At 69.0% G+C, this 19,827-nt stretch carries 17 protein-coding genes and 1 tRNA gene; 11 read left to right on the forward strand and 7 right to left on the reverse strand.

Annotated features, from left to right (window positions below; all coding sequences use genetic code 11):
• Positions 1–640 precede the first annotated feature (640 nt).
• Positions 641–2,041 (forward strand): caspase family protein, encoded by a 1,401-nt coding sequence (locus E6R60_RS12035; RefSeq protein WP_168713588.1) that lies wholly within the window; start codon positions 641–643, stop codon positions 2,039–2,041.
• A gap of 21 nt (positions 2,042–2,062) precedes the next feature.
• Here E6R60_RS12035 and E6R60_RS12040 read toward each other — a convergent pair whose 3' ends face one another.
• Together E6R60_RS12040 and E6R60_RS12045 are read right to left on the reverse strand one after the other, a co-directional pair.
• Positions 2,063–2,605 (reverse strand): GNAT family N-acetyltransferase, encoded by a 543-nt coding sequence (locus E6R60_RS12040; protein ID WP_136326497.1) that lies wholly within the window; start codon positions 2,603–2,605, stop codon positions 2,063–2,065.
• Positions 2,602–3,375 carry a GntR family transcriptional regulator gene (locus tag E6R60_RS12045; protein WP_136326498.1) on the reverse strand — a complete coding sequence of 258 codons (774 nt, stop codon included), beginning with the start codon at positions 3,373–3,375 and terminating at the stop codon, positions 2,602–2,604. The genes E6R60_RS12040 and E6R60_RS12045 overlap by 4 nt, the downstream gene beginning before the upstream one ends.
• A 512-nt stretch (positions 3,376–3,887) precedes the next feature.
• Between E6R60_RS12045 and E6R60_RS12050 the strand changes: the two genes are divergently transcribed.
• From E6R60_RS12050 to E6R60_RS12070, 5 genes are read left to right on the forward strand one after another with little or no spacing between them, the layout of a single operon-like run.
• On the forward strand, positions 3,888–4,154 hold the full coding sequence (locus E6R60_RS12050) for a DUF6284 family protein (RefSeq protein ID WP_136326499.1): 267 nt from the start codon (positions 3,888–3,890) through the stop codon (positions 4,152–4,154).
• On the forward strand, positions 4,151–4,441 hold the full coding sequence (locus tag E6R60_RS12055) for a DUF6303 family protein (RefSeq protein ID WP_240802515.1): 291 nt from the start codon (positions 4,151–4,153) through the stop codon (positions 4,439–4,441). Before E6R60_RS12050 ends, E6R60_RS12055 begins: the two co-directional genes overlap by 4 nt.
• Complete coding sequence (locus E6R60_RS12060; protein WP_136326500.1) at positions 4,438–5,436, forward strand: DUF2637 domain-containing protein; 999 nt, start codon at positions 4,438–4,440, stop codon at positions 5,434–5,436. The genes E6R60_RS12055 and E6R60_RS12060 overlap by 4 nt, the downstream gene beginning before the upstream one ends.
• Positions 5,433–5,765, forward strand: coding sequence for an RRQRL motif-containing zinc-binding protein (locus E6R60_RS12065; protein WP_136326501.1), 333 nt, complete (start codon positions 5,433–5,435; stop codon positions 5,763–5,765). Before E6R60_RS12060 ends, E6R60_RS12065 begins: the two co-directional genes overlap by 4 nt.
• 15 nt (positions 5,766–5,780) lie before the next feature.
• Complete coding sequence (locus E6R60_RS12070) at positions 5,781–6,158, forward strand: DUF6251 family protein (RefSeq protein WP_136326502.1); 378 nt, start codon at positions 5,781–5,783, stop codon at positions 6,156–6,158.
• A 25-nt stretch (positions 6,159–6,183) separates the two neighbouring features.
• Here the strand turns inward: E6R60_RS12070 and E6R60_RS12075 are convergent, their stop codons facing one another.
• Entirely contained in the window at positions 6,184–6,552 is a 369-nt protein-coding gene (locus tag E6R60_RS12075; protein WP_136326503.1) for a hypothetical protein, read from the reverse strand.
• Positions 6,553–6,870: 318 nt separating this feature from the next.
• Between E6R60_RS12075 and E6R60_RS12080 the strand changes: the two genes are divergently transcribed.
• From E6R60_RS12080 to E6R60_RS12100, 5 genes are all read left to right on the forward strand, one after another.
• Positions 6,871–8,565 carry a MarR family transcriptional regulator gene (locus tag E6R60_RS12080; RefSeq protein WP_136326504.1) on the forward strand — a complete coding sequence of 565 codons (1,695 nt, stop codon included), beginning with the start codon at positions 6,871–6,873 and terminating at the stop codon, positions 8,563–8,565.
• Between the two features lie 89 nt (positions 8,566–8,654).
• On the forward strand, positions 8,655–9,530 hold the full coding sequence (locus E6R60_RS12085; RefSeq protein WP_136326505.1) for a bifunctional DNA primase/polymerase: 876 nt from the start codon (positions 8,655–8,657) through the stop codon (positions 9,528–9,530).
• A 2-nt stretch (positions 9,531–9,532) separates the two neighbouring features.
• Positions 9,533–11,008, forward strand: coding sequence for an ATP-binding protein (locus tag E6R60_RS12090; RefSeq protein WP_136326506.1), 1,476 nt, complete (start codon positions 9,533–9,535; stop codon positions 11,006–11,008).
• A gap of 469 nt (positions 11,009–11,477) precedes the next feature.
• A complete protein-coding gene (locus tag E6R60_RS12095) occupies positions 11,478–11,681 on the forward strand; it encodes a helix-turn-helix domain-containing protein (RefSeq protein ID WP_136326507.1) in 204 nt (67 codons plus the stop codon).
• Positions 11,682–11,743: 62 nt separating this feature from the next.
• Positions 11,744–13,141, forward strand: a complete 1,398-nt coding sequence (locus E6R60_RS12100; RefSeq protein ID WP_136326508.1) for a site-specific integrase — start codon at positions 11,744–11,746, stop codon at positions 13,139–13,141.
• A 47-nt stretch (positions 13,142–13,188) separates the two neighbouring features.
• Here the strand turns inward: E6R60_RS12100 and E6R60_RS12105 are convergent.
• The 4 genes from E6R60_RS12105 to tmk all read right to left on the reverse strand — a co-directional run bounded on the left by E6R60_RS12105 (position 13,189) and on the right by tmk (position 19,795).
• Positions 13,189–13,262: transfer RNA gene (locus E6R60_RS12105), tRNA-Thr, on the reverse strand.
• A 98-nt stretch (positions 13,263–13,360) separates the two neighbouring features.
• Positions 13,361–14,911 carry an alpha/beta hydrolase gene (locus E6R60_RS12110; RefSeq protein WP_136326509.1) on the reverse strand — a complete coding sequence of 517 codons (1,551 nt, stop codon included), beginning with the start codon at positions 14,909–14,911 and terminating at the stop codon, positions 13,361–13,363.
• A gap of 113 nt (positions 14,912–15,024) precedes the next feature.
• Positions 15,025–16,230: a DNA polymerase III subunit delta' gene (locus E6R60_RS12115; protein ID WP_136326510.1), complete on the reverse strand. Its 1,206-nt coding sequence runs from the start codon at positions 16,228–16,230 to the stop codon at positions 15,025–15,027.
• A gap of 298 nt (positions 16,231–16,528) precedes the next feature.
• Positions 16,529–19,795 carry a dTMP kinase gene (tmk, locus tag E6R60_RS12120; protein ID WP_206309392.1) on the reverse strand — a complete coding sequence of 1,089 codons (3,267 nt, stop codon included), beginning with the start codon at positions 19,793–19,795 and terminating at the stop codon, positions 16,529–16,531.
• Positions 19,796–19,827: the final 32 nt, after the last annotated feature.

A 19,827-nucleotide genomic window follows, 5' to 3' on the forward strand; every position in this document is an offset into this window, starting at 1 on the left:
GGTGACCGGTTGAGAGCCGCGCATGCTTACGTACTTTGCGTATCGGCTCCTGTGGGCGTCCACACGACGGCACGGAGGGGCGGACCTCTGCCCCACGCGAGCGCACTTGCTGAGCGCACGCCTTCCCACCCCCAACTTTGGGACGGCCGCAGCCGTCCCAGTTAGACCACATGCTCGCGGCCGACTTGCCGGGGATCCGTCCTGCCTCCCGATTCTGCAAAAACGTCCTCCGGGCCCACCTTGAACGAATAGCATTGACACATGAACCCATCACGACCCATGTCCCTTGAGGCAGAATCCAGTAGCGGCGAGGGGGTGGAGCTAGTTACCTCGTTGCATAAGTGGCTACTCGCGGACAGTGATGTCGCTGATGCGTCGGTGAGCCTGAAGCAGCGAGAGACGCTGCCGGGAACCATGTCAGGTGGCCTCGAAATCCTTTCCGCCATTACTGATCAGGTTGCCACGTACGGAAATCTAGTTATCGCTTACCTAACTTGGCGGAACAGTAGAAGGAATGACGAAACAACTGACCTCCGCGTCACAATAGAAAGGGGCGGGGAAACAATTCAAATTGATAACCTTACCGACGACCAACTGAGAGGAATTATCCAAAACCCCAACAGATCTGAGGGGTAGTACGGTGACTCGCCTGCCCGATCCCGAGAGGTCACGAGTGATTCTCGTGGGGGCCTCCGATTACAAGAATTTTGAGAATCTGCCAGCCGTCGCAAATAATCTGACCGGAATGGCAAGGGTCTTGACCAGCCCTAGCATCTGCGGCATTCAACCTGCCGCCGTTACGGTGATTAGCGAACCCTTGAATCCGGCAGAGATTCTGGATGCCACTTATGAGGCAGCAGAAAGTTGCACAGACACTCTTATTTTTTACTTCGCAGGACACGGGTTAACGTCGCCACATGGTGATGAACTTTTACTGGCGATGCCTGACACAGATCCGCGCCGACCTCACTCGGCAGTACGTTTCGACGATGTACGAATGGCTATTCTTTCCGGAAGGAAGGCACCGAGGAAGCTCGTCGTCCTGGACTGCTGCTTCAGCGGGAGGGCGATGATGGGGACAATGAGCAATTCCCAAGACCTTGCCGCCCGCTCAGAGGTAGAGGGCAGTTATATTCTCACTGCAGCCTCCGAAACAAAGACAGCCTTGGCTCCGCCCGGTGAAGACTTCACGGCTTTCACCGGTGAATTTTTAACTTTGCTCGAACATGGCTCAGCAGATGGCCCTCCCGACCTGGACATGGGCACCATCTATTCTCATTTGCACGGCCGCTTATCTGCCCAGTCGCGACCGTTGCCACAGCAGCGAAACCGAAATGCTGGGGCAAGCATAATACTGGCCAGAAATATGCACCCCCGCAGCGATTTTAGTGCAACAAAAGGCGACATTTCTTCAATTGTCGACTACATGCACGAGAGCACCAAGGCGAGTATGAACCCGAAGGAATTACGGGCTGAACTGCTAGGTGAGCACCTTCCTTACGCTCAACGGATTCGCACAGGCATCACGTTGGCCAAGTTTTTTCCGGAGTTCAGAAGCGAGGTTTGCCAAGTTTTGGTTGAGCTCGGTAGTGAGTCGGACCTTGAGCCATCAGATCGCGTGCACCTGTTGGGCGCCATGGCTGATTTGGGATGGAGTCCACAAACGGCGAAGGAAGAGTTGCTGAGGATCGCCAAGACACCGCATCATGGGATGGTATCTCTCCGATCTGACGCGTGTGGGGAGTTGCGCCGATTGAAGGAAAAGGAGATGGCTATTGAGGGGTACATGAGCATCATCATGGATTCAGAGGTAGGGATATCAGGGCGCGCCATCCAGGCGCAGATTATGGCGAAATATTTCCCAGAGCAGAAGAATGCAGCTTTGCGCCTACTGTGGTCTGCGGGCAAAGATAAAAGCCTCAGCGCTTCCAGTAGGATTGAAATTCTTCGGAAAATCTATGAGGTGGACTCGGATGCCTTGGACCAGGTAGCCGCCCTAATCAGGGGAATTAAGTCGGGCCGCCCATCGAGTGCGCCGTGAGCAGCGCTAGTTGGAAGGGCGTCAGCCGGTAGCGTCGTCGAAGCCGGATACAGCGGGTGCGGTGGGACGCTGCGCAAGCCATCCGGAAACGCGTGGCCCTCCGTTCACCGCGCCACCCTCACGGACAGTGCGCACGTGCTGGAACCCCTGTCGAACGTAGTACCGCTGCAGCGCCTCATTCGTCGTCCAAGCGTCGAGGCGTAGCCAATCCACGCCATTGCGATAGGCCCTGTCGCCTGCCCAGTCCAGTAGCCGACTCCCGAGATTCTGCCCGGCGTGGCTCCGAGCCACAGTCAACTTGGTCACAAAGGTTGACGGCTCACTCAACTCCTGCTCGGTCCACAAGCCCTCTTCTACGTCCTGCGAGAGCGTGATGGTGGCTGCTGTCATGTCGCCATCCATGACCAGGAAGACAGATCCCGCCCGGATCGTGGCGAGCAGCCGATCAGCCGGGTAGGGGCGCTGCCACTGGTCGCTACCGAGGCGCGTGAGCCAAGCTGCTGCTTCCTCGCGGAAGGCCAACAGCTTGGTCACGTCGTGCGGGCGCGCGGTGGTGATCTTCACTGTGGTTCGTACTCGCTTCGCGCGGCCTGGTCGCCGATCTCGTAGTTCATCCGGTTCAGGTCGCCCCGGAACGTCGTGATGGTGCAGCGAATCGGCCGCTCCGCCGAGTACCCGGTACGCATCCAGAGCAGCACTGGCACCCCCGCACCAATCTCCAGCAACCGTGCCTCGTCCGGGGTCGGCATGCGGGTTGAGATCTCGTCGAAGTACCCGATCTGTTCGGTCCCATGAGCGGCCAGGTATCGGGTGGTGCCCTCTTCGATGTCGCCTGGCTCTGCAAGGCGGGGCGCCTCATCGGCCAGCCACGCCGGGTAGTACGTGGCCTGGGTCGACCACGGCACATCGTCGACGTACCGGTGGCAGAACCGGAGAACGGTACGTGAGTGAGGGTCGATTGTGAGCCGCTCCGCCACTTCGGCCGGCGCAGGCAGGATCTCGACCCTGAACGTCTGGTGCGGGCGACGGCCCGCGGCCGTGACGTCCGTGCTGTACGCGTCCCCGTTCTGCGGGAAGCTCAGGTTCTCGAACCGAGAGGCGTTCAATTCGAACACCTCATGCTTGGCCACCTCGTACCCGAGGCCCTGGCTGGACGTGACAAGCCCCTGCGTAACGAGCAGGCCAAGCCCGGACCGCACGGTGTTCCGCGACGCGTCGAAACGCGCCGACAGCTCGCTCTCCGAGGGGAGACGCGCCCCTGGCGGATACGTCCCGTTGTCGATTTCGCGGCGCAGAGCATCCGCGACTTGCCGGTACTTCGGCTGCTTGCTCATGACTCCATCATGACGCACTCGCTCAACTTGTTGGTACATGTGGGCCCCGATCGCTTGACGCTTCACAGTCCGTTGGTGCACCATCACTGCATCAGCTTGTACCAACAAGTTGAGCAAGTGGTGCAGCTCCTTCAAGTGTGCTCGCTTGCGGCTTATTCCCTCTGCCTACGGCGGTGGGCTGCACGGCACAGGAGCCCCGCATCGGTCGGGGGGAGGGCACCGGATCCCTTGTCAACCGGATGGCACGAGACCGAAAGGTCACGTCTCTGCCTACAACGGGCTAGCGGCTCTTCCGTGAAACGGGAGTCGCCCCCGAAGGAGACACGCACGTCAACCACACCGCACGCCTCGACTGCTGCGGCCGGTTGCCTCCCCCGCCCGTCTCGTACGGGCGGGGCAGAGGAGAGCCGGAACACCTCTTCCCGCTTCACCCACAGACGGCGCGCGGCCCCGGTGCTGACACACCGGGGCCGCTGTCCGGGCCGTCGCACCTGCTAGGGAGACCACGACCCATGAAGACCATCGCTGCACTTCAGAACCTTGTTACGGCCGCCTCGCTCGACTTCGAGCCGTCGGCCGCCGAGCTGGACGCGATCGAGCTGGAGATGCCGCTTATCCGGGCGGAAGTCGAGTTGCTGGACGCGCAGATCATGACCATCGACCGGCCGGCGAACGAGCTGGATGTACGGCGGGTGCGCCGGGCCCGTAACCGGGTCATGGCCGCGCGCCGCGACCTGACGAACCGCGCCGGCACGGTGCAGCCGGGCGGTGCGGCGTGAGCGCGGCTGACGCCTTCATCGCGCAGATGTCCATCGGCCGGAGCACCGGCCGGTGGCGCCTGTACGTGGTGATCCTCGGCGGGCTGGTCTCCCAGTGGCCCGAGTACGTCTTCGACGGTGACGCCGTGCCGAGCGTTCAGGACCGTTCACGGGCCCTGGACGCGCTCGGCTACGCGTTCACGGACGGCCCGGTCTGGGACTGGACCGAGGACCACGCCCCCGGTGACGACCCGGCCGGCCCGGTCCGCCTGATCGCCTCGACGCGGGTGCGGGAGGTGGCGTCGTGAACGATGTTCAGATCCGTTCAGCGGAACGCGCGTTGTCGGTCGGGACGTGGCTGATCGTGGGCGGCGCGATGCTGTTCTCCATCCTCACGGTCACCCCGCTGATGGAGCGCCACACCCCCGAGGGCTGGACCTGGACCGCCCCCATCCTCCCGTTGGTGGTGGATGCGGCGGTGGTCATCGTCGTGCGTCTGGACGCGGTTCTGGCCCGGCTGGGCGGGCACGGCGGGCGGTGGCCGATTGCGCTGCGGTGGATGACCGGAGCGATGACTCTGGCCCTGAACGTGGCGGACTCCGCGCTGAGGAAAGAGCTGGTCGGAGTGGCCGTGCACGCGGTCGCGCCTTTGCTGCTGATCGTCACCGCAGAGACCGGGCTCGCCTATCGGCAGGCAATCACCGCCGCGCAGACGGCCCGCGAAGCCCAGCTCAAAGCCGAGCGGGCAGAGCGCGAGCGGGCCGCTGACGAACGCCGCGAGGCACAGGAGCGGCGGGCCCGTGAGGAGCGCGAGCACGCGGCCCAGTTGGCCCGTGAACAGCGCGAGCACGAAGCGCTGATCGCCCGTGAACAGACCGCCCGGCAGGAAGCCATACGGCGTGAGGAGCGCGAGCGGGCCGAGGCTCGGGAGCGTGCCGAGCGCGAGGCCCGTGAACGCCGTGAACACGAGCGTGAACAGCAGCGCGCCGAGCGTGAACGCCTTGAACGCGACGCCGTACAGCGCCGGGAGCGCGAGCGGCTGGAGCGTGAGCAGGCCGAGCGCCGGCAGCAGCAGGAGCGTGCCGAGCGTGAGGCCCGTGAACGCGAAGCGCTGCTGTCCGGTGGCCCGGTGGACACCAAGCTGCCCGAGGACAGGGCCCGGCAGATCGTCACCGCCGCCTACGGCTCCGGGCTTCCCGTCCGCACGGCCGCAGACCTGTGCGGCTGGTCGGTCGGCTGGGTCTCCACCCGCTACCAGGAACTGCGCGACCCCACCTCGGCTCTTGAGCGAGTCTCCGCGTGAGCGGCCTGCCCGCCTACCGGTGGCGACTTGCCCCCGATGGCCTGGCCACCCGCCGGCAACTCCGCGCCATGGGGCTGCGCCCGGGTGGTCAGCAGGTCGTCGCGGAAGTCCACCGGCCGCGCCGCCGCCGGGCTCCGTTGGTCGCCTACCTCTACCGCATCGACCTGGCCAGGCCGGTCCGCCCCATGACTCCGGGCCGTACCGAGGCGCTGGCCAAGGCGATGCGGGCCCGTCGCACCTGCCCCGCCTGCCGCCGGGATGCCGGGTACTGCATCCCGCGCTCGCTCGGCATGTGCGTCCCCTGCCACGACTCCCCGCTGACTTCCTGACCTGGAAGGACTCGCATGGACCCCAACCTGCCCGCACCCCGGGCCCTGACCGTGATCCAGCTCCCGGACGGCACCTACACCTACGCCGATCCGGCGCACCTGCCCGTCCAGCAGGCGCCGCAGCAGATCGTCCAGCACATCCACCACGCCCCGCCGGACCGCACCGTTCAGCGCATCGCGCTCGGCTCGGGTGTCGGTGCGGGGGCGGTCGCGGCCGGCGTCTATTTCGGCCCGCTGCTGGTTGGTGTCCTGACCGCGATCGCCGCGAACCTGGCGATGCTCGCGTTCCTTGCGGCGGTCATGGCGTGGGGCGTGGTGAGCGTCGTGAAGTCGGTCGGTGGGTCGGATGGCAAGGCCGCAGCGAAGAGGGTCCGCAAGGCGCGCCGACGCTGACGTCTCCTGCTGCCCGAGCTGGGCATCACCGCACGTGATCGCTCGCTGTGGCCTGCTCCTGGGTCGCCTCGCGGGCGGCGAGGTATTCGTCAAGCAGTTCGAACAGCACCTTGATGGTGCGCTCTTCCTGGTCGGGAGTGAGGTCGGCTTCCCAGCCCTCGGGGAGGGCTATGTGCCGAACCAGGCCAGGCCAGTCGTGGTTGCAGTCTCGTTTTCCCCGGTAGACCAGCCATTCGCGCCAGTCGAGGCCCGGGCCGCCATGGCGGCGCGAGTGTGCGTCGTATCCGCACAGATAGCTCACCACGCCGGCCAGCGTCGTCGCCCCGATGAACATCCCCGGTCGCTTGGCCACGTTGGCGAAGTAGTCGCGCTCGCTCATCTCCCAGACGTTCATCCGGGCATGTTCCCGCCCGCTGGCCGTGCTGTCGATCCCGCTTCTCCGTGCTAACGAAGCAGCGAAGCCGTAGGTGGCCCGCAGAGCGCCTGACCCCCCTCGCGGGTGGGTTGAGACCCCCCGGGCCGCGTTCGGCGGCCAGAGACCCCGTAGCGACGCTGCGTGAGCGAAGTTTCGCGGTTCGCGCGCGCACGCGTAGGGCCCCCTGAGGGAAACCAGGAAACCGGAAACTCCGTAACTCCGCGTGTCCACAGGTGTGGTGACGGGCCATCGCAGGGCCCGTCACCACCGACTCACAGACATGAGAGGTACCACCCCATGAGCCACGCATCAGCCTGGCAGATCCAACGCAAGTACGCCGCCACCGCCGCCCGCTGGAGTCACGAACGCTGGCGCACCGAGTCCGCGCGCCGCCGCACCCTGCGGGCCGAGCGCCGCCCCATGGTCGGAGACGCCCGCCGCGCCGTTGCCCAGGCGCGGGCCGTCGACCCGCAGGGCGTCACCTCCCTCGTTCACCGCGCTGAGCGAGAGCTGGCCACGGCCAAGCGCCGGGTACCCGACCCGATGTGGCTGTTCGCATCCAAGACCGCACTCGCTATCGGAGCCGCCGGATACGTGGGGCTGCCGCTCGTTCCGGGCCGGGTGTGGATGTGGTCGGCCATCGCGGTGACCGTAGCCGTGGCCGGCACGATCGTGTGGGCACTCACCCACCGGCCGGCCAAGCCGGAGTTCGAGCCGACCGCCGAGGAACGCGATCTGCTCAAGCGGCTGCAGCCCGAGCACTGGCGCGAGCACGCCGAACTACGCGGCCTGGCCGGGACCATCACCGGACGGCCCGCGCTCACCGCCTCGGGCATCACGGTCGCGGTCCGGCTGGACGGGAAGTGGACTCCGGGAAAGCTGGCCGACGCCGAGGACAACGTGCGCGCGCTCCTGGGGTGCCGGACCGCGCTGCGGATAGAGATTCAGGCGGGCGAGCGCGGCGGGTGGGCGACCATCACATTGCGGACTCGTCTCGCGGCCGATGGCGCGCGGATGGACTGGACGCCGGATGCCGTGGGGATCGGGCTGGACACCGTGACCGGCCAGCCGGTGGATATCCCGCTGGACAACCGCCTGACCGTGGCCGGTGCTTCCGGCTCGGGCAAGAGCTGGTCGTCGCGGCCGCACATGGCGAAGGCTCACATCACGGGTGATCTGGTGTTCGTCGATGGCAAGGGCGAAGAGGCCACCATCTGGGAAGAGGTCTGCCGCACGGCCGTGGAGCCCGAGGAGATCCGCTCGACGGTGGCCGAGGTCCACGCGGAGATGAACCGCCGGAAGGTGGACATGAAGCGCCGGGGCCTGTCGGTCTGGGACGGGCCCCAGCTCACCCTGTTCGTCGATGAAGGGCGCGTGATCCTGGCGCTCAAGGACAAGGCGCTGACTCAGCAGCTCATCGACATCAGCGCGCTGGGCCGCTCCCGGGGCGTGGTGTTGAAGTGGGCGACGCAGTACCCGGTGACGTCCGGGGACGCTCCCGGTATCCACGCGCAGATCGCGGCGAACACCGACAGCCGGTTCGCGCTGCGGGTCAAGAACCTCACCCACGCCCAGGTCGCCCTGGACGACGACGCGGACTACGGCCCCCACCTCATCCCCGCGAGAAAGGACATGCGCGGCCACGGGTACCTCGGTGGCCACGGCCCCCACCTCATCCGCACATGGAGGATGACCGACGACATGGTCAAGGCCCTCCCCGCGAAACGCTGGCACGGCACACCCGACACCACGACCGCAGAAGCTCCGTCGCTGCGTCTCGTGAAGTCCGTGCCGGCCACTGCCCCGGACAGCGCCGAGGAGCGGGTCTTGTCCATCGTCACCGCAGCAGAGAACCCCGTCCGGCAGAAGGACCTTGCCGAGCAGACCGGGCTCTCCAAGGGAACCGTGTCCAAGGTCGTCAAGCGCCTCACCGACACCGGCCGCGTCACCCGGCGCCCGGACGGCGGACTCACCGCCGACAAGGCCGCCTGACACCCAACTGATGAGGGCGGCCCCCGTCTCGCCAAAGTCGGGGCCGCCCTCGTCCAGCAACCCTCATCAGAGAACTGGAGACCCCCAGCATGACTCAACACGCCCTGACCCAGCGAGCCCCCGCCCACCGGCCCGCCTTACATCTGGCGTCCGCGGTGGCCCTTGCTGCCCGCGCGGTGCCTGTCCTGCCGCTGCGGGAGGGGAAGGTGCCGTTCGGGAACTGCCGCGCCTGCCGGGACAACGCGTGCGGTGGCCGGCCGAACATGAAGGCCCCCGGCCCGTGCCAGTGCCCGAGGCCGTGCCACGGATGGGCCGCCGCCACCACCGACCCGCACGTCATCAACTCGGCCATGTGGGCACAAGCGTGGTGGGACGCTGCCGGGGTCGCCTACCACCCGGGCGGTGCCGGTCTGACCGTCGTCGACCTAGACAACCCGGCCGCCATCGCATGGGCCCGCGCGACTCTGCCCGCCACACGGACCGTGCCGACGACCCGGGGCGAGCACTGGCTCTACCAGGGCGCCATGCAGTCTGCCAACGCCGTACGGCCCGGCGTGGACATCAAGTCGGCCATGTCCTACGCACGGTGGCTCGGCCCCGGTAGCGGCACCATGGCTGATCTGCCGGACGTCGTACGCGCGCTGACCGTGAAAGAACCCTCCACGGTCCGACCATCAACCGTCAACGTGCCCCCACGGGCCGGAGGCGGCCAGTGCCCGCACCGCATGCCCGCCTATCTGGACCGTGGCATCGCCATGGCCGAGCAGCGCATCACCGAGGCCCGCAGCGCCGTGCACGCGACCGTCTACCGGACCTTCCTCGCGGTGCTGTCCGCGCACGGCCGGTGCGGCTGCCTGACCGAAACCCACATCACGCGGCTGTTCACCGCCGCCCAGACCAAGGGCGAGTCCGTCCGGCACTGCACGGTCGCGTGGACCAACGCCCAGACCAGGTTGGGACTGTGACCATGGCTGACGACGAGAAGAACCCCGCCCGCGAGGTCATCACCGACTACGCGCAGGCGCACTTCCGGTACTTCCGCACCGCGGATGGCACCGTGTACGCGCAGAAGAATGGCCACCCCGTCGCCCGCCCGATCCGCTCCCAGGGCACGACCGGCAGCCACCGGCAGGAACTCATGGTGGGGCTGTTCAAGGACGGGCGCGGCGTGTTCAACGGGACCGCGCTCAAGGAGGCGCTGGACCTGATCGAGGCTTTGGCACTGACTGAGAACACCCAGCCCGTGCACATCCGCGTGGCCCCCGGATTCGACGGGGCGACGTGGCTGGACCTGGGCCGCAGCGACGGGCAGTCCGTCCGTATCCACCCCACCGGCTGGGACATCACCGTGCCCGACCCTCGGGAGGTGTGCTGGCGGCGCACCCAGCTCACCGGGGAACTCCCGTTGCCGGTCAAGGACACCGACGGCAAGGGCATTGACCTGTTGTTCAGGCTGACGAACTTCGCCAACGCGGAGACCGAGTGCCTTGCTATGGCGTGGCTGGTCGGCTGTCTGGGCCCGTCGGTGCCCGTCCCCGCCCCGTTCCTCACCGGCCCGCAGGGCGCGGGCAAGTCCACGGCCGGCCGGATGCTCGTGCGGATCATCGAGGGCATGAGCGGCGACTTGCGTCGGGCGCCCAAGGATGAGGAGAACCTGATCGCGGCCGTGGCGGCGGGATGGGTCACCGCGCTGGACAACCTCTCCCACCTGACGCCGGACCTCGCCGACGCCATGTGCTGCGTCGTCACCGGGGCCGAGAGCGTGAAGCGGGCCCTGTTCACCGACGGCGACGTGCACCGCGTCGGCTACCGCCGCCCCCTGCTCCTGACCGGCATCGACGTGGGCGTCCTCCGGGGTGACCTCGCGGAACGACTTCTGCCGTTGCGCCTGGAGCGCCCCCGCGTCCGCCGCACCGAGGCCGAACTGTGGGCGGAGTTCGAAGAGGCGCTGCCCGTCATCCTCGGGTCGCTCCTGGACCTCACGGTCAAGGTCCGCGCGGCCGAGGCGGAGACGCCCACCGATCTGCGGATGGCCGACTTCGCCCACCTGTGCGCGCAGTTCGACGCGACGTCCAGCCTCGGAGCACTCGCCGCCTACCGGGCCAGCCTGGACGACCTGAACGACGACGTGATCGAAGGCGATCTCCTCGCGCAGACCGTTCTCCAGCATGCCGAGAGCATCGAACCAGGCGGCGACCAGCGGATGACCTCCACCCAGTGGCTGCACTGCCTCAGCAGCGTCTACAACGGCGACGATCTGCGGCCCCTGCCCAAAGGGTGGCCGACCACCGGCAAAGTCCTCTCCGACCGCCTCAAGCGCCTCCAACCCACCCTGGCCGCCCGTGGGGTGCTCATCGACTCGGGCCGCACCCGCGAGGGCCGCTACCTCGAAATGACCCGCCGCGCCGCACCGACCCCGCACGAGCAGACCGAAGCGTTCTGACCCGCAGCCCGTTCGCCCGGACAAGCAAGAAGAGCACCCGCTCCCAGGGGCCGCGTGCTCTTCTTGCTGTTCGGCGGAACGCCGCCCAAGGGTCGTGCCGCGCAGCGGCCCCTCACTCGCGCTCTGAGGGGCACCCGGACTACTACGAACGCCCCTTCTTTTCCTAAGTAGGGAAGCTCTGCGTCACAGCGTCACGCGGACGGCAAACACGTCCTCTGGCCTGCGGATACAGGCGTGACGCAGACGGAAATCTCTGCGTCATCCTGCGTCACCTGCGTCACGCCGTGACGCAGGCCGTGACGCACCGATGACGCAGGGAAGCACCCCCGCGTCACACAAAACACCAGGTCAAAAGCCCGCGTGACGCTGGTGACGCTGTGACGCAGAAATCCGCACCTAGGACACACGCAGGCCAAGGTCTTGAGCTCAACCCCCGAAGGCAATGACGACTGCCCAGGAGGCACCCCGGATGAGCACCGCGATCGCCGCCCCCATCGACCGACTCCTGTACAAGCCGGAGGAAGCTGCCGAAGCACTCGCAGTCGGCCGATCGACTGTCTACGAGCTGATGGCCGAAGGAGCGCTCAAGTACATCAAGTTGGGCAGCATCCGCCGCATCCGGCGGGCGGACCTCGAAACGTACGTAAAGAACCTCGCCCCCCTGTCCGGCTGATCTGAGCACCCCCGAGGCGCCCCGAGCATCCCGCTCGGGGCGCCTCCCGCATGGAGGAACGCATGAGCCCGCGAAAGCCCAACATGGAATCGTCTTTCTACCTCGGTGCCGACGGCTGGTGGCACGGTCGCGTGACGATGGGCGTGAAGAACGACGGCAGTCCTGACCGCCGCCACCGTCGCGCCAAGACCGAGCCCGGCATCAAGAGCAAGGTGCGGGAGTTGGAACGTCTCCGCGACCAGGGCCGCGCGCCGGCCGCGGGGCGCAAGCCGACCGTAGCGAAGTGGATGGAGACCTACCTCACCGACATCGCGAGCCTGAAGCTCAAGCCGCGGTCGCTGGATGACTACTGGTCCAAGACCCGCAACGACATCATCCCGGGGGTCGGTCAGCACCGGATCGACAAGCTTCAGCCGGAGCACCTGGAACGCATGTACCGGGCGCTGCTCGATGCCGGACACGCACCGTCCCACGTGGTGAAGGTGCACCGCATTCTGTCCCGCGCCCTGAAGATTGCCCACCGCCGCCGCATCATCGGCGAGAACGTCGCCACGCTCGTGGACCCACCCAGCGTCGACGAGACGGAAGCCAACCCCTTCACGCAGGAGGAAGCGAAGGCGTTCCTTGAAGCTGCGGCGAAGCGTCCCTCCTTCATGCGGTGGATCGTCGGCGTCGGCATGGGATTCCGGCAGGGCGAAACGCTCGGGCTGCGGTGGCAGTACGTCGACCTGGAGGCCGAGCTGTTCCACCCCAAGTGGCAGCTCCAGCGCCTGACGTGGCGGCACGGCTGCGACGACCCGCACACCTGCGGAGCGCGTCTCCACCGTTTCAGGCCCTGCCCGCCGAACTGCACCACGCACGAGGGCTACAAGCGCGGTTGCCCGAAGCCCTGCACCAAGACGTGCACGAAGCACGCGAGCGCCTGCCCCGCGCGCAAAGAAGGCGGTCTGGTCTTCACCCGGCCCAAGACCAAGAAGAGTCAGAACGCCGTCCCTATCCCGCCCGTCTTCATCCCGTTCCTGCATGACCACAAGGCGCAGCAAGACGAGATGCGAGCCGCAGCGGCCGAACTGTGGCAGGAGCACGACGTCGTCTTTTCGCGGCCAGACGGACGCCCGCTCGACCCGCGCGCCGACTACGAGGAGTTCAAGGAGTTGCTTGTGGAGGCTGGGATCGACGACCGCCGCCTGTACGACGGCAGTCGCCACACGGCCGGCACGATCCTGAACGAACTGGGCGTGGACATGCCCACCATCATGGAGATCCTTCGACACACCCAGATCAGCCAGACCCGGCGGTACGTGAAGGGGCGGTCCCACCTGTCGAAGGACGCCATGCGCCGCATGGGCGAGTTCTTCGTACCCTCGCCGGCAAAGCCGGATCCGGGCCCCACTGAGACCAGAACTGAGACCAGCGACACTCGCGCGGCCCGCGCCCGGCGGCGGCGGCGCATCCAGTAAAAGCAAAAGCCCCAGGTCACGGCGAGTGAGTCCTGAGGCTTCTACAGAGCCGCCTTCGGGATTCGAACCCGAGACCTACGCATTACGAGTGCGTTGCTCTGGCCAACTGAGCTAAGGCGGCGCGCCCTGTCGCACCATGGTGCGATCAGCAGCGTCGCCAAGTCTACACAGTTTCGGGGAGTGCTCCGTACCGCCCCGTTCCCTCGCCTCAGCCGCAGGTCAGGAGCACTTCTTGCCGTCGTCCGGCGCGGTGCCCTCCAGGAGGTACGTGTTGATCGCCGTGTCGATGCAGTCGCTGCCCCGGCCGTACGCCGTGTGCCCGTCGCCCTCGTAGGTGAGGAGGGTGCCCGAGGAGAGCTGGCCGGCGAGGGAACGGGCCCACTTGTACGGGGTCGCCGGGTCCCGGGTCGTGCCGACGACCACGATGGGGGCGGCGCCCTCGGCCTTGACGGGGTGCGGGGTGCCGGTGGCGGGGACCGGCCAGTAGGCGCAGTTCAGGGAGGCCCAGGCGAAGCCCTTCCCGAAGACCGGCGACGCCTTCTCGAAGGTGGGCAGGGCCTGGGTGACCGCCTGGGAGGTGGGGAAGGCGGGCGGGGAGTCGAGGCAGTTCACGGCGGCGTTGGCGTACATGAGATTCGTGTACGTGCCGTTCGGCTCGCGCTCGTAGTAGCTGTCCGCCAGGGAGAGCAGACCCGAACCGTCACCCGCCCTGGCTCCCGCCAGCGCCTCACGCAGCTGGGGCCAGGCCGACTCGTCGTACATGGCGGCGATGACGCCCGTGGTGGCGAGGGACTCGCCGAGCTTGCGGGACTCGCCGGTGGCGATCGGCTTCGCGTCGAGGTCGCTGAACAGCTTCTTCAGGTTCGTCGCCGCGTCGGCGGCGGACGCCGTGCCGAGCGGGCAGTCCGCCTTCTTCACGCAGTCCGCCGCGAAGGACTGGAACGCGGTCTCGAAGCCCGCGGTCTGGTCCCGGTTCATCTCGGCGGACGGAAGCGAGGGGTCCATCGCACCGTCGAGAACGAGTCGGCCCGCCCGCGCGGGGAAGAGTTCGGCGTACGTGGCGCCCAGGAAGGTCCCGTACGACGCTCCGACGTAGTGCAGCTGCTCGTCTCCGAGCAGCGCCCGCAGGATGTCCATGTCACGGGCCGTCTCCACGGTGGAGACGTGCGGCAGGATCTCGCCCGAGCGCTGCTCGCAGCCCGTGGCGAACTTCTTGAAGGCGCCGCTCAGCTTCGTGACCTCGACGGCGTCATCGGGGGTCTGGTCGACCTGCGTGTAGGCGTCCATCTGTGAACCGGTGAGGCATTCGACGGGTTCGCTGCGCGCCACTCCGCGCGGGTCGATGGCCACCATGTCGTAGCGGGCGCGCACCTGGGCGGGGTAGCCGATCGCGGCGTAGCCCTGGAGGTAGCCGATCGCCGATCCGCCGGGACCGCCCGGGTTGACCAGGAGGGAGCCGATCCGCTTGCCGGGCCCGGTGGCCTTCTTGCGGGAGACCGCCAGTTTGATCTCGCCGCCGTCCGGCTCCGCGTAGTCGAGCGGCGCCTTCATCGTGGCGCACTGGAATCCGGTCACGCCGCAGTTCCGCCACTTCAGGTGCTGTGCGTAGAACGGCTTCAGCGCCCCCGGAACGGCGGAGGGTGACGCCGGGGCCGCCTGCGCGGGCGAGGAGGCACCCGTCGTCGAACTCCCGTCGGTGCAGCCGGAGATGAGGAGGCCGGCAGTGCCGAGCGCAAGGGCGAGGGTACGGAGCGGGCGCCTGATGTGCATGTCCGGAGCGTAGCCGCCGGGCGTCGGCTCGTCCGATTCCCTGCTCTTTCGGGTGATTCGGCGGCCGGTCGGCGGCGTCGTGACGGCACACGCAACCGGCCACGGCCGGTGTCTCAGCCCGCCCGCAGCGCCATCGTCATCGCCTCCACCGCGAGCAGCGGTGCCACGTTGCGCTCCAGGGCCCGGCGGCAGGCGGTCACGGCCTCGATCCGGCGCAGGGTGCGCTCGGGCGTGGACGAGCCGGCGATGCGGTCGAGGGAGTCCTGGGCGTCCGCGTTGGCGATGGCGATGCGGGAGCCCAGTTGCAGGGCGAGCACATCGCGGTAGAACCCGGTCAGTTCGGTGAGCGCCAGATCGAGGCTGTCGCGCTGCGTACGGGTCTTGCGGCGCTTCTGCCGGTCCTCCAGGTCCTTCATCACCCCTGCCGTGCCCCGCGGCATCCGGCCCCCGGCGGAGGCGCCGAGCGCCGCCTTCATGTCTTCCGTCTCCTTGACGTCGACGTCCTCGGACGCCTGCTTCGCGTCGTCGGTGGCGGTGTCGATCAGCTCCTGGGCGGCCTTGAGGCAGCCGCCGATGTCCTCGACCCGCAGCGGAAGCTTCAGGACGGCCGCTCTGCGGGCCCGCGCCCGCTCGTCGGTGGCCAGGCGGCGGGCCCTGCCGATGTGCCCCTGGGTGGCACGGGCGGCGGCCGCGGCGCGCTCCGGATCGATCCCGTCGCGCCGGATCAGCACATCGGCGACGGCGTCGACCGACGGGGTCCGCAGGGTGAGGTGGCGGCACCGTGACCGGATCGTCGGCAGCACGTCCTCCAGCGAGGGCGCGCAGAGCAGCCACACCGTGCGGGGCGCGGGCTCCTCGACCGCCTTGAGCAGTACGTTGCCCGCGCCCTCGGTGAGGCGGTCGGCGTCCTCCATGACGATGACCTGCCAACGGCCGACGGCAGGCGAGAGCTGGGCGCGGCGGACCAGCTCCCGGGTCTCCTTCACACCGATGGAGAGCAGATCGGTCCGGATCACGTCGACATCGGCATGCGTACCGATGAGGCTCGTGTGGCAGCCGTCACAGAAGCCGCACCCCGGCGCCCCGCCCAGGGCACGGTCCGGGCTGGTGCACTGCAGAGCGGCGGCGAACGCCCGGGCGGCAGTGGACCGACCGGAACCCGGGGGGCCGGTGAACAGCCAGGCGTGGGTCATCCTCGATCCCGGCGGCACCGGCTCGCCGGCGGAATGGGCGGTGACCAGCGCGTCGGCATCCCGGGCGGCGGCACCGAGCTGCTCCTGCACGCGGTCCTGGCCGACCAGGTCGTCCCATACGGACATGGGTCACCGCCCTTCCGGTGGTGTGCGGCCGCGCCGGCGTTCCGTGGAACGGCGGCCCGGCTCCGTGTGGCTCTCGTCGCGGCTGTCGCCGCGAGGAGAGCCGTGACGTTCGTCGATCCGGCTTCCCATTGTGGGGGACGGGTCTGACAATCCCGGCAGACGGACGGAGGGACGGGTGGACCGAGACGGATCGACGGGTGGACGGACGGGCGGTTCAACGGCTCGTCGAGGCCCGTCGAGCCGTCGGGACGCCGATGGCCCCGCGCCTCTTCGCGCGGGGCCATCGGCGGCCGGTCGGTCAGCGGCGGCGTCCCCGGCCCCGGGGCTCGGGGCCCTCGTCGTCGTGATCGCCGAGCAGCTCGTCCGCCAGCGTGGGCAGATCATCCAGCGGGGTCTCCTCCGCCCAGTCCGGGCGCGGGCGCCGCGACCGGCCGGAGGCCTCCTGCTGATCCCGGTCCGCGTGCGGGTCGGGGATCTGCGGCAGCTCGCGGGTGCGCTCGTTCTCGCCCTCCGGTGCGGAGCCCGCCTGCCGCTCGTCCCGGAAGATGCCGCGCGGCACCCGGTCCATGGGATCGGCGTCGCGCCCGGCGTTCCGGCCGGTGTCCCGTCCCTCGTCCCGTACCGGCGGAAGGACCGCCGTCTCGTCCGCGGAACCCGGGTGCCCGGACGCGTCGGAGAACTTCGGGATCATCGTCGTCTCGGCATCGTCGGAAGGCCAGGGCGCGGACGCCGACGCGCTGCGGGGCCGCCCGGAGCCGGACTCCGGGTCCACGGGGGAAGGCACCGGCTGCGTGATCTCGTTCGGGTTGACGATCGGAGTCGGCACCGTCAGCTCGTTGTCCGGCGCGGACGACTCGGACCGCGAGGACTCCGGCCGCGAGGGCGGTGAGGGCTGGGCATCCCGCGAAGCCTTCGCGGCCGCGGCCGCCTCCGCATCGGCTTCCGCCTGGGCGGCCGCCGCCCGGGCGCGAGCGCTCTCCGCGGCGGCAGCGGCCTCGGCCTCGGCCTGCCTGCGCGCCGCCTCGGCCCGCAGCAGGGCCTCCTCCGCCTTGCGCTGCTTCTCCAGGCGCCGGGCCTCCGCCTCCTCGCGGAGCCGGGCCTCCTCCGCGGCCTGCCGGCGCAGCCGCGCCTGCTCGGCCTCACGGGCCGCGTCCTCCGCCTCGATGCGGACGCGCTCCTGCTCGGCGATCCGACGGGCTTCCTCGGCGCGCTGCCGGGCCTCTTCCGCCTGGCGTTCGGCCTCGCGGCGGCGCGCTTCCTCCTCCTCGCGGCGCTTGCGCTCCTCCTCCTCGGCACGGAGCTTGGCGAGCTGCTCCTGGCGCTCACGCTCCAGGCGCTCCTCCTCCGCCTTGCGCGCCGCCTCCTCCTCGGCGAGGCGCCTGGCCTCCTCCTCGGCGGCCTTGCGCGCCTCTTCCCGGGCCTTGATCTCGGCCTCGGAGAGCGGAAGGACCTGGTCGAGCCGGTGACGTACCGCCGTGGTGATCGCCTCCGGCTCCTGACCGGCGTCCACCACCAGGTAGCGCGTCGGGTCGGCGGCGGCCAGCGTCAGGAAGCCGGAGCGCACGCGGGCGTGGAACTCGGGCGGCTCGGACTCCAGCCGGTCGGGCGCCTCGGTGAACCGTTCCCTCGCGGTCTGCGGGTCGACGTCCAGCAGCACCGTGAGATGCGGTACGAGCCCACTCGTCGCCCAGCGCGAGATCCGGGCGATCTCGGTCGGCGCGAGGTCGCGGCCCGCCCCCTGGTAGGCCACGGACGAGTCGATGTAGCGGTCGGAGATGACGATCGCGCCCCGCTCCAGCGCCGGACGCACGACGGAGTCGACATGCTCGGCGCGGTCGGCGGCGTACAGCAGGGCCTCGGCCCGGTTGGACAGCCCGGCCGACGACACGTCGAGCAGGATCGAGCGCAACCGCTGGCCGACGGGGGTCGCGCCCGGTTCACGGGTGACGACGACCTCGTGGCCCTTGGCGCGGATCCACTCGGCGAGCGCTTCGACCTGGGTGGACTTGCCCGCTCCGTCGCCGCCCTCCAGGGCGAGGAAGAAGCCGGTTGCGGCGGGTGCGACCGCCGGGTCGCCGCCGCGCAGCGCCTCACGCAGATCGCGGCGGAGCGGCACCCCGGAGCGGTCGTCCGTCTTCGCGAGGACGATCGCGGCGACCGGCAGCAGCAGGGCGCCGATGAGCATCAGGGTGAAGGCGGCGCCGCCGTGCGCGAAGACGAAGTCGCCCGCGGTCAGCCGGTGGGTGCCGATGGCGGCGGCCACCAGCGGCCCGCCGACCGCGCCGAGCGCGATCAGGACGCGGACGACGGCCTGGAGGTGTTCGGTGGTCCGGGACCGGCGGGATTCCTCGGTCTCCTGGTCGACGAGCACATGGCCCGTGTTCGCGGCGACACCGGCCGCGTATCCGGCGAGTACGGCGATCAGGACGACGGTCGCCGTGTCCGGCACCAGGCCCATCACCAGGAGGGCGACTCCGGTGACGGCGGTGGCCAGGGAGAGCAGCCGCCGCCGCGACAGGGCCGGCAGCACCTTCTGCGCGGTGCGGATGCCGGCTCCCGTGCCGCCGGTCAGGGCGAGGATCAGCAGGGCGAAGGTGGCGGGTCCGCCGCCGAGGTCGGCGGCGTGCAGTACGGCGACCGCGGCCGCGCCCGCGATCGCTCCGGCGACCGCGGCGCACGTCGCGACGATCAGCGGGACCGCGCCGGTGCGGCCCTTGTCCGGTCCGCTGCCGGCGGACGGACGCCGCAGCCCCTCCAGGGGCGAGCGCGGACGGGGCGTCGGGGTACCGGGGATTTCCAGGAAGTACAGGGTGGACACGGAGGCGGAGAACAGCCCGGCCGCGACGTACGAGCCGAGGGCCGCCTGGTGGAAGGAGAACCACTCCAGGCCGGAGCCCAGCAGGTTGCCGATCAGGGTGGCGACCAGCAGAACGGCCGCGGCGACGGGGACGGCCGCGAAGTCCGTACGCAGGGACAGCCGGCGCAGCGCGTCGAGGTGATCGGGCAGCGGACGCACCGCCGCACCCTCGATCGGCGGGGCGGGCAGCAGCGCGGGGGCCGCGCTGTCCTTCGCGATCGTCCACAGGCGTTCACCGGCGCCCGTCACGAAGACGGTGATGAGGATCATCATGAGCGCCTTGTCGGGCGTCCAGTCGATCCACAGGGGCGCGATGACCAGCAGCGCGAGCCGTAGCCCGTCGACGCCGATCATCAGCCACCGCCGGTCGATCGGCCCTCCCGGGGCCGTCAGGGTCGTCAGCGGCCCCAGGAGTACGGCTCCGAAGAGCAGGGTGGAAATAATCCGGGCTCCGAAGACGGCGGCGACGGCAAAGGCCGCCCCGCGGTATCCGGACCCGAATGAGCCCTCAAGGACCGCCGCTTGCAGCGACAGCAACACCAGCACGAGAAGGGCGAGTGCATCGCCGGTACTGCCGACGAGCTGGGCGCTCCACAACCGCTTCAGCGGGGGAACACGCAACAGGGCTCGTACGGCGCGCTCGCGTGAGTCTGCGGCAAGTGTGTCGGAGGTGGGGCTCACGACCGTTGGCTGCTCGGCTCGCGTCATCCGCCCAGCCTATCGGGAGCGGACCGGTGACC

The organism is Streptomyces sp. A0642, assembly GCF_004795105.1.
Lineage (GTDB): Bacteria > Actinomycetota > Actinomycetes > Streptomycetales > Streptomycetaceae > Streptomyces.